Annotated in this window: 15 protein-coding genes; 8 read left to right on the top strand and 7 right to left on the bottom strand. The window is 63.3% G+C overall.

Annotated features, from left to right (window positions below):
- The first annotated feature begins 148 nt into the window (after window positions 1–148).
- From dsbD to purH, 7 genes are all read left to right on the top strand, one after another.
- A complete protein-coding gene (dsbD, locus tag KUV41_RS13950) occupies window positions 149–2,128 on the top strand; it encodes a protein-disulfide reductase DsbD (protein ID WP_222486576.1) in 1,980 nt (659 codons plus the stop codon).
- Between the two features lie 108 nt (window positions 2,129–2,236).
- Window positions 2,237–2,710, top strand: a complete 474-nt coding sequence (gene accB / locus KUV41_RS13945) for an acetyl-CoA carboxylase biotin carboxyl carrier protein (protein ID WP_206943310.1) — start codon at window positions 2,237–2,239, stop codon at window positions 2,708–2,710.
- A gap of 46 nt (window positions 2,711–2,756) precedes the next feature.
- Window positions 2,757–4,097: an acetyl-CoA carboxylase biotin carboxylase subunit gene (accC, locus tag KUV41_RS13940; RefSeq protein ID WP_222486575.1), complete on the top strand. Its 1,341-nt coding sequence runs from the start codon at window positions 2,757–2,759 to the stop codon at window positions 4,095–4,097.
- 132 nt (window positions 4,098–4,229) lie between these two features.
- Window positions 4,230–5,147: a 50S ribosomal protein L11 methyltransferase gene (prmA, locus tag KUV41_RS13935; RefSeq protein WP_206943312.1), complete on the top strand. Its 918-nt coding sequence runs from the start codon at window positions 4,230–4,232 to the stop codon at window positions 5,145–5,147.
- Window positions 5,148–5,261: 114 nt separating this feature from the next.
- Window positions 5,262–6,374, top strand: a complete 1,113-nt coding sequence (gene dusB / locus KUV41_RS13930) for a tRNA dihydrouridine synthase DusB (RefSeq protein ID WP_222486574.1) — start codon at window positions 5,262–5,264, stop codon at window positions 6,372–6,374.
- The gene (gene fis / locus KUV41_RS13925) at window positions 6,371–6,703 is read left to right on the top strand and encodes a DNA-binding transcriptional regulator Fis (RefSeq protein WP_206943314.1); all 333 of its coding nucleotides are present in this window, start codon (window positions 6,371–6,373) and stop codon (window positions 6,701–6,703) included. The genes dusB and fis overlap by 4 nt, the downstream gene beginning before the upstream one ends.
- Window positions 6,704–6,773: 70 nt before the next feature.
- Window positions 6,774–8,354, top strand: a complete 1,581-nt coding sequence (purH, locus tag KUV41_RS13920) for a bifunctional phosphoribosylaminoimidazolecarboxamide formyltransferase/IMP cyclohydrolase (RefSeq protein WP_222486573.1) — start codon at window positions 6,774–6,776, stop codon at window positions 8,352–8,354.
- Between the two features lie 159 nt (window positions 8,355–8,513).
- On the opposite strand, the gene KUV41_RS13915 is transcribed toward purH, so the two are convergent.
- From KUV41_RS13915 to folE, 3 genes are all read right to left on the bottom strand, one after another.
- On the bottom strand, window positions 8,514–9,974 hold the full coding sequence (locus tag KUV41_RS13915) for an NAD-dependent succinate-semialdehyde dehydrogenase (protein WP_206943317.1): 1,461 nt from the start codon (window positions 9,972–9,974) through the stop codon (window positions 8,514–8,516).
- An 86-nt stretch (window positions 9,975–10,060) separates the two neighbouring features.
- Window positions 10,061–10,474, bottom strand: a complete 414-nt coding sequence (gene folX, locus KUV41_RS13910) for a dihydroneopterin triphosphate 2'-epimerase (protein WP_222486118.1) — start codon at window positions 10,472–10,474, stop codon at window positions 10,061–10,063.
- A 43-nt stretch (window positions 10,475–10,517) separates the two neighbouring features.
- Window positions 10,518–11,075, bottom strand: a complete 558-nt coding sequence (gene folE / locus KUV41_RS13905; RefSeq protein ID WP_222486572.1) for a GTP cyclohydrolase I FolE — start codon at window positions 11,073–11,075, stop codon at window positions 10,518–10,520.
- Between the two features lie 588 nt (window positions 11,076–11,663).
- Here folE and KUV41_RS13900 point away from each other — a divergent pair.
- Window positions 11,664–12,212: a hypothetical protein gene (locus KUV41_RS13900; RefSeq protein ID WP_206943324.1), complete on the top strand. Its 549-nt coding sequence runs from the start codon at window positions 11,664–11,666 to the stop codon at window positions 12,210–12,212.
- A gap of 76 nt (window positions 12,213–12,288) precedes the next feature.
- On the opposite strand, the gene KUV41_RS13895 is transcribed toward KUV41_RS13900, so the two are convergent.
- The 4 genes from KUV41_RS13895 to KUV41_RS13880 all read right to left on the bottom strand — a co-directional run.
- Window positions 12,289–13,278 carry a serine/threonine protein kinase gene (locus KUV41_RS13895; RefSeq protein WP_222486571.1) on the bottom strand — a complete coding sequence of 330 codons (990 nt, stop codon included), beginning with the start codon at window positions 13,276–13,278 and terminating at the stop codon, window positions 12,289–12,291.
- Window positions 13,279–13,317: 39 nt separating this feature from the next.
- Entirely contained in the window at window positions 13,318–13,959 is a 642-nt protein-coding gene (locus KUV41_RS13890) for a ComF family protein (RefSeq protein WP_222486570.1), read from the bottom strand.
- Between the two features lie 231 nt (window positions 13,960–14,190).
- On the bottom strand, window positions 14,191–14,427 hold the full coding sequence (locus KUV41_RS19725) for an integrase core domain-containing protein (protein ID WP_222486569.1): 237 nt from the start codon (window positions 14,425–14,427) through the stop codon (window positions 14,191–14,193).
- A gap of 9 nt (window positions 14,428–14,436) precedes the next feature.
- Window positions 14,437–14,920, bottom strand: a 484-nt coding sequence (locus KUV41_RS13880) for a DDE-type integrase/transposase/recombinase (protein ID WP_222486568.1), incomplete at its 5' end; no start/stop codon positions are given.

The raw sequence follows: 14,920 nt of genomic DNA, 5'->3' as shown, positions 1-14,920 counted from the left end.
ACGTATGTGCACCAGCATACATCGCAGGCCAGTTCGCGAGCACCGTCACTGGGCCGGGTGAATGAGCAGACCGCGCAGGCTGCCTCTCTCCCACAGTTGATCATTCGTCACGTGCGCCCGACACCCTCACCGTCAACAAGGATTCGACGTGTTCCTCGCCACACGCCTACTCATCGTGATCTGCTTGTCACTGGCTCCCTGGACCGCGCAAGCACAGTTCTTCTCTTCTTCTTCCGACGAGTTCCTGCCCGTCCACGAGGCATTCAGCGCCACTGCATGGCATGACGGCGAGCGGGTTTATGTCGGCATGGAAAACGCCGACGGCTACTATCTCTACCGCCATCGCTTTGCCCTTGCCCTGCAAGACGGCTCGGGCGAACTGGGCGAGCTGACACTCCCCCCCGGGGAAGCCAAGACCGATGAGTTTCTGGGTGACGTCAATGTCTTCTATGACAGCGTCGTCTTCAGCGCGCCGCTGAACGCTCCCCAACAGGGCCCGCTGCCGCTGTCCCTGACCTTCCAGGGCTGCGCCGATGCGGGGCTGTGCTACCCGCCCGAAACCCTCACCTTGAGCGCCCCGGAGTCCGAACCACCGCCGGCCTTTGCCGACGCCGTAAAGGCCACAGGCACTCCGTCAGCGGACACTCCGTCGGCCAGCGCCTCGGATCCCGACGTCAGCGCCGCAGACGACAACGCCTTTGCCAGTGCCCCGCTCAGCGAGGACGGCCACTTCCGTGCGTTGATGCAGGACGCCAGCCTGCCCCTGATGCTTGGCCTGTTCTTCCTCGCTGGGCTGGGCCTGACCTTCACCCCCTGCGTGTTGCCGATGATCCCGATTCTGTCGTCCATCATCGTTGGCCAGAACCCAGGGCGCGGCAGGGCCTTCGTGCTGTCGGCCAGCTATGTCGCAGGCATGGCCTTTACCTATGCACTGGTCGGCGTCCTGATGGGATTGTTCGGGGCCGGGCTCAACCTCCAGGCGAGACTGCAGTCCGCTCCGGTACTGATCGTCTTTGCCCTTTTGTTCACCCTGTTTGCGCTGGCCATGTTCGGCGTATTTGAGCTGCGTGTCGGCTCTCGCCTGGGCTCGCGCATCGACGCCTGGCAGAGCCGAGCCCAGCAAAGCGGGCCGCTCGGCCTGGCCGCCGCCGGCGCTCTCTCGGTGCTGGTCGTGTCTCCCTGCGTTTCAGCCCCCCTGGCCGGCGCCCTGGTCTTCATTTCCTCCACCGGCGATGCCCTGGTGGGCGGTGCGGCCCTGCTGGCCCTCGGCCTCGGCATGGGTGTTCCTCTGCTGCTGGTCGGTGGCTTTGGCACGTCCCTGCTGCCACGCTCTGGCCACTGGATGAACGGGGTCAAGACCGCCTTCGGCATTCTCTTGCTGGGGGTGGCCATCTGGCTGGTGGAACGCCTGTTGCCGGCTACCGCGTCGTTGCTGTTGTGGGCTTGCCTGGCGACCGGTACAGCACTGACGCTGGGGGCTCTGGACATGCGCTCACCCACGGGCTGGCCGCGGGTGCGACAGGGACTCGGAATCATTCTGCTGGTCTGGGGGATCACCCTGGTAGTCGGTGCTGCCGGCGGCGCAAGCGACCCGCTCAGGCCGCTGCAGGGTCTGACCTCCCCATCCAACGCAGGTAGTGCCGGAGGTACACAAGCGGTGGCCCACGCCGACCAGGTCGTGACCGGGCTCGATCAGCTTGAGGCGGGCCTTGCCCAGGACCAGGGGCCCGTATTCGTCAACGTGACGGCAGAGTGGTGCATTTCCTGCAAGATCATGGAGCGTGACGTCTTTCCCGATCCGCAGGTACAGGCAGCGCTCGACGGCTATCGCTGGATCGATGTGGACGTGACCGAGTCAAATGCCGACAGCCGAGCCCTACTGGACCAGCTGGGCCTGTTCGGCCCTCCCAGCCTGCTGTTCTTCCACAACGGAACAGAAATCCGGCAGGCCAGAATACAGGGCGAGCTTGACGCCGCCTCCCTCGCGCAGCACCTCGACGCGGTCACCGAACTGCTGACTGCGACACCCGCAGCGTCGGCATCAGCGACGCCGAAAGACCATGAACGAACACCGTTCGGCCTCGCTGGACAACCCGCGCAATTTTCGGCAAACTCCGCACTACTCTGAATTCTGACACGATAGAGGCGCCATTAAACGGTAACGTGCGGCGATCTCTAACAACTTGCGTCAGGTTTACAGCGCCTGACAGACACTTCACACGATCGAGACAACGTCATGGATATTCGTAAAGTCAAGAAGCTGATTGAACTGCTGGAAGAGTCCAACATCAGCGAAATCGAGATCCAGGAAGGCGAAGAGTCGGTCCGCATCAGCCGTCATCCCCAGGGTGGCAGCTGGCAGCCGGCCCCGGCGGCTCAGCCTTGGCCTGCCGCCGCTCCGGCACCGGCAGCTGCCCCTGCGCCAGCGCCTGCCGAGGCCCCGGCCGCCAGCGCCGACAGCGGCCCCAGCTATCAGGGCCAGGCGGTCGTCTCGCCGATGGTCGGTACCTTCTACCGCTCCCCCGCTCCTGGCGCCAAGCCGTTCATGGAAGTCGGCTCCAGCGTGCGCAAGGGCGACACCATCTGCATCGTCGAAGCGATGAAAATGATGAACCAGATCGAAGCCGACCGTGACGGCGTCGTCGAGGCCATCCTGGTCGAAGACGGTGAGCCGGTTGAATTCGACCAGCCCCTGGTTGTCATCTCCTGAGAAGGCCCTGGCCTTCCCTGACCATTCACTTTCGGCGGACACCACCATGTTGGACAAGGTTCTAATCGCCAACCGCGGCGAGATCGCTCTTCGCATCCTGCGCGCCTGCAAGGAGCTCGGGATCAAGACCGTCGCGGTGCATTCCAAGGCGGACCGCGAGCTGATGCACGTGCGTCTCGCCGATGAGGCGGTGTGCATTGGCCCGGCCTCCTCGGCCCAGTCTTACCTCAACATTCCTTCACTGATCAGCGCGGCCGAAGTCACCGACGCCAGCGCGATCCATCCCGGCTACGGCTTTCTGTCCGAGAACGCCGACTTCGCCGAACAGGTCGAACGCTCCGGCTTTACCTTCATCGGCCCGAAAGCCGAGACCATCCGCCTGATGGGCGACAAGGTCAGCGCCATCAACGCGATGAAGAAAGCCGGCGTGCCCACCGTACCGGGCTCTGATGGCCCGCTGAGCGACGACGAAGGCGAGCTTATCGCGACCGCTCGCCGCGTCGGCTACCCGGTGATCATCAAGGCCGCAGCTGGCGGCGGTGGCCGCGGCATGCGCGTCGTCCACACCGAAGCTCACCTGGTCTCCGCCGTGACCGTGACCCGCACCGAAGCGCACGCCGCCTTCGGTGATGGCACGGTCTACATGGAGAAGTTCCTGGAGAAGCCGCGTCACGTGGAAGTTCAGGTACTGGCAGACGGTCAGGGTAACGCCATCCACCTGTACGATCGCGACTGCTCGCTGCAGCGGCGCCATCAGAAGGTCCTGGAAGAAGCCCCCGCCCCGGGCCTCGACCCCGATGCACGGGCCAAGGTACTCGACGCCTGTCGCGAGGCCTGCATCGAGATCGGCTACCGCGGCGCTGGTACCTTCGAATTCCTGTACGAGGACGGCGAGTTCTTCTTTATCGAGATGAACACCCGCGTCCAGGTGGAGCACCCGGTCACCGAGATGGTCACCGGCGTGGACATCGTCCGCGAGCAGCTGCGTATTGCCTCCGGCCTGCCGCTGTCGATCCGTCAGGAAGACGTCGAGCTGAACGGCCACGCCTTCGAGTGCCGGATCAATGCCGAGGATGCACGCACCTTCATGCCATCTCCTGGCAAGGTCACCCTGTACCATCCCCCGGGTGGTCTCGGGGTGCGCATGGATTCGCACCTGTACACGGGCTACACCGTACCGCCGCACTATGACTCCCTGATCGGCAAGCTGATCACCTGGGGTGCCGACCGCGAGACATCGCTGACACGCATGCGCAACGCGCTTGACGAGCTGCTGGTGGAAGGTATCAAGACCAATACCGATCTGCACAAGGATCTGGTGCGCGACGGGTATTTCCAGCAGGGTGGGGTCAACATCCACTACCTGGAAAAGAAACTGGGCCTCTAAGCGAGCGCTGGCCTAGGCCGGCGCACTCCAGGCCTTCCATCGCTTGACGGGCAGCTAGCGCCGCACGTCAAGCGACAGCGGGGCGGCTTCGGCCGCCCCGCTGACGTTTACCTGACATCGAGGAACACCCCCATGCCCTGGCTCCAACTCAAGGCCGAGGTGCCTCCCCAGCACGCCGAGCTGCTCGAGGAGCTGCTGCTCGCAGAAGGTGCGACGGCCATCACCTTGCAGGACGGCGAAGACGACCCGGTGTTCGAGCCCGACAGGGGCACGACCCCGCTGTGGGATCACACCGTCCTGACCGGACTCTACGACGACCTGGACGGCCTCGCCGACATGCTGGAGCGGCTGGCCGGGGCCTGGGCGGAAACGATGCCCGATGAGCCTTGCCCGACGATCACTCACGAACTGATCGATGATCGTGACTGGGAAAGAGAATGGATGGACAGCTTCGAGCCTCTGCGCATGGGGCAGCGCCTGTGGATCGTCCCCAGCTGGCACCAGCCACCCGAGGATGACGCGGTGAACCTGCACCTCGACCCCGGACTGGCCTTCGGCACCGGCACCCACCCCACCACAGCGCTGTGCCTCGAATGGCTCGACGGGCTGGCCGTTGATGGCGCCCTGGACGACGTTGAACTGCTGGATGTGGGCTGCGGTTCAGGCATCCTCGCCATTGCCGCCCTGAAACTCGGTGCCGCCAGTGCCGTGGCCACCGACATCGACCCCCAGGCGCTGACCGCCAGCCGCGACAACGCCGAGCGTAACGCTATCGAGGCCTCACGCCTGACGCTGCGCTATCCGGAACAGATGGGGGGTGAGACCTTTCCGCTGGTACTGGCCAACATACTGGCTGGCCCTCTGGTTGAACTGGCCCCTACCATCGCAGGCCATGTCGCTCCCGGAGGCCGACTGGCGCTCTCCGGCATCCTTGAGGCCCAGGCCGATGAGGTCATCGACGCTTACCGCGATCAAGGGCTCTACATGGACGATCCTGAGCTGCGCGACGGCTGGGTACGCCTGACCGGTTATCGCCCAGAGACTCGCTGAACATTGATGACCCTGGTCACTCCCAGCGTTTGATCAGGAAAACGCCTCGTTGATGCCTTCACCAAGGCGCCTTCGAGGCGTATGATATGCAGCCCCGGAACGACGGCAACGCCCATGTCAGACCAACGTCCCAGTCACCAGCCACAGGTCAGCCAGCCTTCAGCTCGCCGGACCACGCCCCGTCAGGACACCTGGATAGGCCCGCACAAGCTGGCCAGCCCGGTGATTCTTGCGCCTATGGCGGGCGTGACCGACAGGCCCTTTCGTGCCTTGTGTCGACAGCTGGGAGCAGGCCTGGTCGTGGGCGAGATGGTCACCTCTGACCCCAACCTGTGGCATACCAGAAAGTCACGGCTGCGCATGGATCACCGCGGCGAACCCGGACCACGGGCGGTGCAGATCGCTGGAGGCGACGCCGAGATGCTCGCTACCGCCGCTCGGCTGAATGCCGAGCAGGGTGCCGAAATCATCGACATCAACATGGGATGCCCGGCCAAGAAAGTCTGCAACAAGGCTGCCGGCTCAGCCCTTCTTCGTGACGAAGCGCTGGTGGCCGAGATTCTCGACGCGGTGGTCGCTGCCGTGGACATACCGGTGACCCTGAAGATCCGCACCGGCTGGTGCGAGGACAGCAACAATGCGGTACGCATTGCGACGCTGGCCGAGAACGCGGGGATCCAGGCCTTGGCGGTGCATGGCCGCCATCGTCAGCAGCGCTACCAGGGCGACGCGGAATACGACACCATTGCCGAGGTCGCATCGAGGATTCGCATCCCGGTGTTCGCCAATGGCGATATCACCGACCCGCTAAAGGCACGCCGCGTGCTCGACTATACTGGTGCAGATGCCGTGATGGTTGGCCGCGGGGCCCAGGGCAACCCCTGGATTTTCCGCGAAATCGCTCACTATCTGGCGCATGACGAGCTACTGCCACCGGCGACCGATGATGAGCGCCGGGAGGTGTTGGGAGCGCACCTTAACGCCCTGCACGCCTTCTACGGCGAGCATATGGGCGTGAAAATCGCGCGCAAGCACCTGGGATGGTACCTGTCCAGCGATCAGCGTCTGGATGACGATAGTCGCCGCGCGCTGAAGGCCACCTTCAATGGCCTGACGTCGGTCCAGGGCCAGCAAGACTTTATCGACGAACTTTTTCGTCACGACCCAGCTACCGCCGCGGAGCGTGTGGCCAGGGCCGTGGCACACCATGGAACCCGTGCCGCATGACCAGCCAGCCACCCATCGACCAGTCGGCATCTGCCTCGCCACTCGACACCTCAGAGCGGTCCATCGACGGCCTCCCGCCGACAGCGGCTCAGGCCGCCGATGAGCGCCCTCTGCGCGAAGCCGTATTTGCCGCCATGGAACGCTATTTTGATCACCTGGATGGGGGAACCGTGACCGACCTGCATGCCATGGTGATGGCGGAGGTCGAGGCTCCCTTGTTGTCTTCGGTACTCAGCTATACCCGCGGCAATCAAACCCGGGCGGCTGAGATGCTGGGGCTCAACCGCGGCACGCTGCGCAAGAAGCTCAAGCAATACGACCTGATCTAGACCGATTCGAGGGAGCCTGACGGCTCCCTTTTCTCGCCCTATCGTTTTTCCTCGCAATAGAGACCTTCCCATGGCCCAGTCCTCTCCCCTCCCCGTTCGCCGCGCCCTGATCAGCGTGTCGGACAAGACCGGCATCGTCGATTTCGCCCGCGCCCTGTCCGATATGGGGGTCGAACTGCTCTCCACCGGCGGCACCTACCGCCTGCTGGCCGACAACGCCATTGCCGTGACGGAAGTCTCGGAGCACACCGGTTTCCCGGAGATCATGGACGGCCGGGTCAAGACGCTGCACCCCAAGATTCACGGTGGCATCCTGGGTCGGCGCGGACAGGACGATGCCGTCATGCAACAACATGACATCGCCCCTATCGACATGGTGGTCGTCAACCTCTACCCCTTCGCTGCCACGATCGCCCGCCCGGACTGTCGTCTCGAGGATGCCATCGAGAACATCGATATCGGTGGCCCCACCATGGTGCGTTCCTGCGCCAAGAACCATGCCCATACCAGCATCGTGGTCAACGCGGCGGACTATGGCCGAGTGATTGCTGAAATGCGCGACAACGCAGGGGCCGTCACCCAGCCCACGCGTTTCGACCTGGCCGTCAAGGCATTCGAGCACACCGCAGGCTACGACGGTGCCATTGCCGACTACCTGGGACGCCTGGTCGAAGGTAGCGATGACGGCTTCCCGCGCACCTACAACCTGCAGCTCACCAAGAAGCAGTCGATGCGCTACGGCGAGAACCCTCACCAGCAGGCGGCCTTCTACGTGGAAGACAACGCCAGCGAGCCGAGCGTCTCCACCGCGGTGACCCTGCAGGGCAAACCGCTGTCGTTCAACAACGTGGCTGACACGGACGCCGCACTCGAGTGCGTGAAGAGCTTTGCTGACACTGCATGTGTCATCGTCAAGCACGCCAACCCCTGTGGCGTGGCCGTAGGCGCCAGCGCGCGCGAAGCCTATGACAAGGCCTTCGCCACCGACCCGACCAGCGCCTTTGGCGGCATCATCGCCTTCAACGTGCCGCTGGATGCAGACACCGCCCGCGCGATCATCGATCGTCAGTTCGTTGAAGTCATCATCGCCCCAGGGGTGAGTGACGACGCCATCGCCATCGTCGCCGAGAAGAAGAACGTGCGACTGCTGGATATCAGCGCTCACTGGCCCGGCGAGCAGCTCGCTGCCCACGACCTCAAGCGCGTCACCGGTGGTCTGCTGGTCCAGGATCGTGACCTTGGCATGGTCGAGCGCGACGATTTGACCGTGGTGTCCGAGCGGGTGCCCAGCGAGCAGGAAATGCGTGACCTGGCCTTCGCCTGGAAGGTGGCCAAGTACGTCAAGTCCAACGCCATCGTCTACGCCAAGGATGGTCAGACCATCGGCGTGGGCGCAGGCCAGATGAGCCGCGTCTACTCCGCTCGTATCGCCGGCATCAAGGCGGCCGACGAAGGACTCTCGGTGCCCGGCTCGGTCATGGCCTCAGACGCCTTCTTCCCGTTCCGGGATGGCATCGATGCCGCCGCCAGTGCCGGCATTACCGCCGTCATTCAGCCTGGCGGCTCGATGCGCGACCAGGAAGTGATTGACGCCGCCAATGAGGCCGGCATCGCCATGGTATTTACCGGCATGCGTCACTTCCGCCACTGAAGGCAGCTACCCGCCACCTCAACGGGTGGCGTGCGCTACGCGGGCACCGGCGACGGTGCCTGCCTGCACTCAATAAAAGGGCCTCGACGCATGCGTCGAGGCCCTTTTATTGAGCGTCAGGGAAGCGGCCGCTATCGCTCACGGCCGCTCAGTTTGACGTCACTCACCGATGTCCATGCACAGGTACTTGGTTTCGAGGAACTCGGCCAGGCCCTGGTGACCGCCTTCGCGCCCCAGACCTGACGCCTTGACTCCGCCAAACGGGGCCGCAGCATTGGAAATCAAGCCAGTGTTGATGCCGACCATACCGTACTCAAGTGCATCGGCAACCCGCCATACGCGGCCCAGGTCCTTCGAGTAGAAGTAGGCGGCAAGCCCAAATTCGGTATCGTTGGCCAGGGCAACCGCGTCTTCCTCGTCATCGAAGGGAAACACCGCCGCCAATGGGCCGAAGGTTTCTTCTCGCGCCACCTTCATTTCGCTGCTGGCGCCACTGACCAGGGTCGGTGTGAAGTAGTTGCCGCCCAAGGGATGAGGATGACCGCCAATCCACAGCTCGGCGCCCTTGTCGACCGCATCCTGAACATGCTCATTGACCTTGCTGACGGCATTTTCGTCGATCAGCGGACCAATATTGACGCCGTCCTCGGTCCCGTCGCCAACCTGAAGCTCGCTGTTCATTGCCACCGCGAGCTTCTCGCTGAACGCGTTCACCACGCTCGACTGGACCAGGAAGCGGTTGGTGCAGACGCAGGTCTGACCGGCATTTCGGAATTTGGCCGCCATGGCACCACTGACCGCAGCGTCCAGATCCGCATCCTCGAACACGATGAACGGCGCGTTGCCGCCCAGTTCCAGCGACACCTTCTGGATATTCTGGGCCGCCTGGGCCATCAGCGTACGGCCAACTTCGGTCGACCCGGTAAAGGTGATCTTGCGCACAACCGGCGACTCGGTCAGCGCAGCGGCGATCTCGCTGGCCGAACCCGGCACCACATTGAACACGCCACGCGGCACTCCCGCACGCTCGGCCAGCAGCGCCAGCGCAGTGGCCGACAAGGGGGTCTGACTGGCCGGCTTGACCACGATGGTACAGCCCGCCGCCAAGGCAGCCCCGGCCTTGCGCGTAATCATGGCGGCCGGGAAGTTCCATGGGGTAATCGCGCCACAGACGCCTACCGGCTGCTTGGTGACCACGATGCGCTGGCTGGACTTCACCGCTGGAATCGTCTCGCCATAGACGCGGCGGCCTTCCTCGGCAAACCAGCGCAGGAAGCTGGCGGCGTAGACGATCTCACCAGCGGCTTCCTTGAGCGGCTTGCCCTGCTCAAGGGTCATGATGGTCGCAAGCTCGTCCTGATGCTCGAGCATCAGCTCGTACCATTTCATCAGGATGTCCGCACGTTCTTGTGCGGTCAGCGACCGCCAGGCCGGCAAGGCGGCCTCGGCCGCTCCGATAGCGGTCTCCGTCTCGGCCCGGCCAAGACGTGGCACTTGCGCGATGACCTCGCCATTGGCCGGATTGACGACCTCGATCTGATCCCCGCTGTCGGCTGCCACCCAACTGCCATCAATGTAGGCGAAGGGGCGATACAGCGGCATTTCCTGTAGGGCTTTCATTTAGCCTCCTGGCGATATGGCGAAAGGAACATCACTTTCATGCTAAGCGCTTCACCGGCGGATCGCCAACCCGTATCACACTGGCATCACGTCGACGTCGCATCCGCGGCGCGGGATGCTGACAGGGTGATCGAAACAGAGTCCGCAAACCGCAGCGCGTGGGGCTTGTCGATCTCGACCTGGGTGGTCAACACCTGCTCGTGACTCATGATCAGGTCGAGCACCTCACGGGTCATGCGCTCAAGCAATTGAAAGCGATTGCCTTCCACCAGGGCGATGACTTCCTTGGTGATCGTGCGGTAGTTCAAGGCCTGTTCAATGTGGTTAAACGCAACGGCCTTGTCCGCACGGTAGCGAATGACGGCGTTGATCACCACATCCTGGCGATTGAGGATCTCCTCCTCCTTGATACCGATGTAGGTGCGCAACCGCAGATTCTTGATGCGAATGGTGGCGAGATCGTGATCTAGATGCTGATCCCCCAGAACGTGCAGAGACATGGCCCCTCCCGTGTTCGAGGCAGGTTGACGACGGCGGCTGGTATCAGCGGCCACTGACCAGCGTCAGAAACTCCTGGCGTGTGCTGGCCTTTTCGCGGAAGGCACCCAGCATCACCGAGGATGTCATGCTGGAATTCTGCTTTTCCACACCACGCATCATCATGCACAGATGGCGGGCTTCCACCACCACTGCCACCCCTTTGGCACCGGTCACCTGCTGGACCGCATCTGCAATCTGACGTGTCAGGTTCTCCTGGATCTGCATGCGTCGGGCATACATGTCGACGATCCGGGCAAACTTGGAAAGCCCCAGCACCTTACCTTGAGGCAGGTAGGCGATGTGGCACTTGCCGATGAAGGGCAGCAAGTGGTGCTCGCACATCGAGTAGAGCTCGATATCCTTGACCAGCACCATCTCATCTGTCTCCGAGGAGAACACGGCCCCATTGACGATCTCTTCCAGCGACTGAGTGTAGCCACGATTGAGAAACTGCATCGCCTTGGCGGCTCGCTTGGGCGTGTCGACAAGCCCCTCCCGCTCCGGGTCCTCGCCCAGCTCCTCAATGATGTGTCGATAGTGATTGGCGAGTGCTTCAGTCATGATCCAGCCCTTCAGGGGAGACGCCCAGGCATGCCGGGAATGTCGCTCCCAGCTATACAAGACCTGTACGTTGAGTGTTTAAAATACAACTATTGCTGATTCGTGCCCATAAGTCTACCGCAGCCGGCGCTTCGTCGCAGTTCGCGATGGCCGCTCGCCAAACCTACCGTTCGATATCCACGATGCATGACGTCGGGGAGACGCCAAACGACAGCCCAGGCCTGCGCGACCCGCTAGCGTCGAGGTGCCCGGATGCTCGTCATTGCCGGCGCCGATAACGTGACACAGTGTCGCGTAACGGTCGTGGTGGCTGCCCCGCTGTCAGCGCTGTGCTATCGTCGAACCGCCATGTGGGGTGGCTGGGACAGGCCAACGTCCAGAGACCACTTCGCTCAGACTCATTCTTCGGAAAGATGCTTTCGTCAGCACGGTTCTTGATCCCATCGCGGCTCGTTAGCGAGCAAGGTTAGGTAGCGAGCGCGGTTCTGGATCAATCACGGTGCGCTTATGAGTACAGCGCCTGCCCTGTACGATCTTCTGCGAGAAACGCCTATGTCCTGCCGCCGCCTGATGTCCCGGCCTTCATCATTGTCTATTGCCCTTCTGTCATCTCTCGCCTGCGTCGGCATGGCGCTTGCCGCCACCGCCCAGGCCGACAGTCTGGCCCTGCCCGCCCAATCTCGCATCGACGTCACCACGATCGACGGCATCGCACTGGACGGCGCCCAGGACCAGCTTCACGACGTCATGCTGACCCCCGCAAGCGACGCCAGCGGCCGCACCGATCTGCCGCACTATTGTGTTCTGGTGGGGGATGCCAAGCGTGACGGGGATCGCCTGAGAATCACTACACAGGCGTTGACCTGCGTGGAGACCGAGGGGGGAGACAGCCACATCTATTCGGGAGAATTGGTGGCGGGCGCCTATGACACGGACGGCCAGTTCGGGCTCGATGCCTGTGATGACAACGGCTGTGAGCTTGAGGCGAACCACGTCTTCCAGCTGGAACTCACCCACGCCCTCGACATCGAGCAGATGCCCAACCCTTCAGCCGAGCTGAATGCCGAGCGACGCCGCACAGGCCCCCGTACTGAGGCCGACGGCGAAGCCGAAGGCAACAACGAGACCGGCGACTAGACCTCACCTCCGCCGCCGTCGTAAAGCGCGGGAGGCTGGCATCACTGCTCCCGCGCCTGCCGACCGAACAACGCCGTCAGCCTCCGGCCAACCAGCGCTCCTTGTCGGACAGCGCCAGGCGCTGCTGCTCCAGCTGGCGGATATGCTCATCCCAGTAGCCGTGATCCGCCACCCAGGGAAACGCTCGGGGAAAGGCCGGGTCTTCCCAACGCCCCACCAGCCAGGCGCTGTGACGCATCACGCGCAGCGTCCTCAGCGGTTCTATCAACGCCAGTTCGCCACGCTCAAACGGCAACACCTGTTCGTACCCTTCGATCACCTCGGACAGCTGCTGCGTCCTCTCCTCGGGAGCCTGGGCAGTAAACAACATCCACAGATCCTGTACCGCCGGCGCCATCAGCGCATCATCGAAGTCGACCAAGGCAAAGTGATCGTCTCGTCCCAGCATGTTGCCGACATGGCAGTCGCCATGGACGCGCAACGCAGCCCCTGCCGCATCATCGAAGCGCGCCAGGGTGGCTACCAGCGTCTTTGCTACCGAGGCATAGCTGTCGCGCTGACGCTGGCTCAACCAGTCGCTGCCAAGAATCGTCTCGCGGGCTTGCTCCGCCATAATCGATGGCACCAGCTGTGCGCGGTGCATAAAGCGTCCGCGGCGCCCCACCTCGTGGACCCTGCCAATCAATTCTCCGAGCGCGAACAGATGATCAGGATTCTCCAGCTCGGGTGCCTGACCCGGCAGGTGGGGGAACAGTGCCAGCCGCTGCCCGTCGACCTCGTGCAGGCTATTACCCGCATCATCGCACCAGGGCGCGGCGACGTTCACCTGAGCCGCCTCGAGCTCTGCCAGAAAGGCGTGCTCTTCCTGTATCGCCTGCGATGAGAGACGACCGGGGCGGTAGAATTTGGCCACCCAGCGTCCGCCCTCTTCATCTCTGACCAGGTAGACGCGATTCTCGTAGCTGTTCAGCGCGAAGGGCTCACCCGATAGCCAGAACCCCAGGGACTCGATCGCGTCTACGACGCGCTGGGGCGACAGTTCATGGAAGGGGGTCGAGGTACTCATGGAGACTCCAGCGCGCAGGTGGGAAACGACCGCGGCAGCTTAACAGAGCCAGGGTGGCGGCGTCCTGGCCATTACCCAGGCATCGACTCGCTCGGCACCGGCGTCTCGGCACGCACTGGCCAGGCGCGAGAGAGTGGCGCCCGTCGTCATCACGTCGTCGACCAGCACCACATGGCGAGGCATGGGACCCGCCACGTCGAACATGCCCTTCACCTGACGTCGTCTGGCACTCGCCGTCAGGGTGTGCTGAGGCGGGTCATTGCGCCGCCGCTGACCACGGGTCACCGGCAAGCCCAAGCGCCTACCAAGCTCGGAAGCCAACCATTCGCTCTGGTCGAAGCCCTGCTCACGCGCCCGTTGCCGATGTCTCGGCACGCCCATCAAGACATCCGGAACCGTCGTTTCGCGTGCCTCCAGGGCCCACAGAAACAGTGCGATCAACTGATGTGCGCTGGGCCGATGGGCCCCAGCCTTGAAGCGCTGGACCAACCGGCGAATCTCGTCACGGTAGATCAGTGGCGCTACTACCGTGTCCAGCGCGAGGGGGGCGGTCAAGCAGCGCCCACACAGGCGGGTCCCGTCTGGCCTTGCCTCCAGGGCTGGCGCCAAGGGTTCTGCACAACGCTCGCAGGGCGCCACGTTCCACGCCAGGCAGGCCTGACAGCGTCGGCACAACGGCATCCGGGGTCCGGCTCCTAGCTCAACGGCCAGATGCGGCGACAAGCACCAGGGGCAGCGCTGTGGCAACCACCTGGCCAGCACGTGGTCAACTTCAGCGAGCCTGCAGGTTGACAGGCGGGTCAAACGCCCTATCCTGTCCGTCAACTTACCTATTTTAAAAAAGTTGACCAAAGCGAGACACTCCATGTCGGCCACCGTGACTTTATAATGACCCCCTGGTTTCTGCACACCCTACGCCGCTAATGACGGGTGTGCTCGGGGTGCCACATAGCCTAGAGACTGATGTGGCCGCTCTTCGTTGTAGTGCCGGATCCAGCGGCTGATTACTGCTCGGGCCTGGCCCAGCGACTCGAACCTGTGCTGCCAGATGCATTCTTCCTTCAGGGACCGGAAGAAGCGCTCGACCAGGCCGTTTTGCTCCGGGGTGTAGGGCGTCGTGAATTCTTGTGTGAGCCCGTAGGCCTTCACTGTCGCCGTCTAGTGCCGACTGCTGAAAACGAGGCCGTTGTCAGAGCGCAGGGCCAGCGGTTGATGAATCCGGCCCAGTGCGCCGAATCGATGTACCAGAGCTTCTTCCAGCGCTGCTTCAGCCGTCTTGCTGCTGCCGTTGTCCGATAATCGCCAGCCAAGGATCTCTCGGGTGCAACAGTCGATGATCACCGCCAGGCTGGCCCGCCGATCCTTACCGCACCACACATGGGTGAGGTCGGTGGCCCAACGCTCATTAGGCCGAGAGGCGGCGGACGGCAGGCTCCGGGCACGCGGCCGGAAGCCTTGGGGCCGCTTGCGCACCTGCCAGCCTTTGAGCTGCAAGATGCGTTGGATCGGCTTGCGGTTCTCCCCCAGGACGCACGCCAGACGGCGATAGCCGTAGGTGGGGAACTGCTCCAGCGCAAGCTTCACTCTCTTGGTTAGCTCCGTATTGATCGTGCGTCGCCGCGGCCTCTGACGGTAATACAAC

This window comes from Halomonas sp. DP8Y7-1, assembly GCF_019801685.1.
In the GTDB taxonomy this organism is placed as follows: Bacteria; Pseudomonadota; Gammaproteobacteria; order Pseudomonadales; family Halomonadaceae; genus Halomonas; species Halomonas litopenaei_A.
Note: the sequence above shows the minus strand (reverse complement) of the source record. Positions and strands in the feature narration are given on the sequence as shown.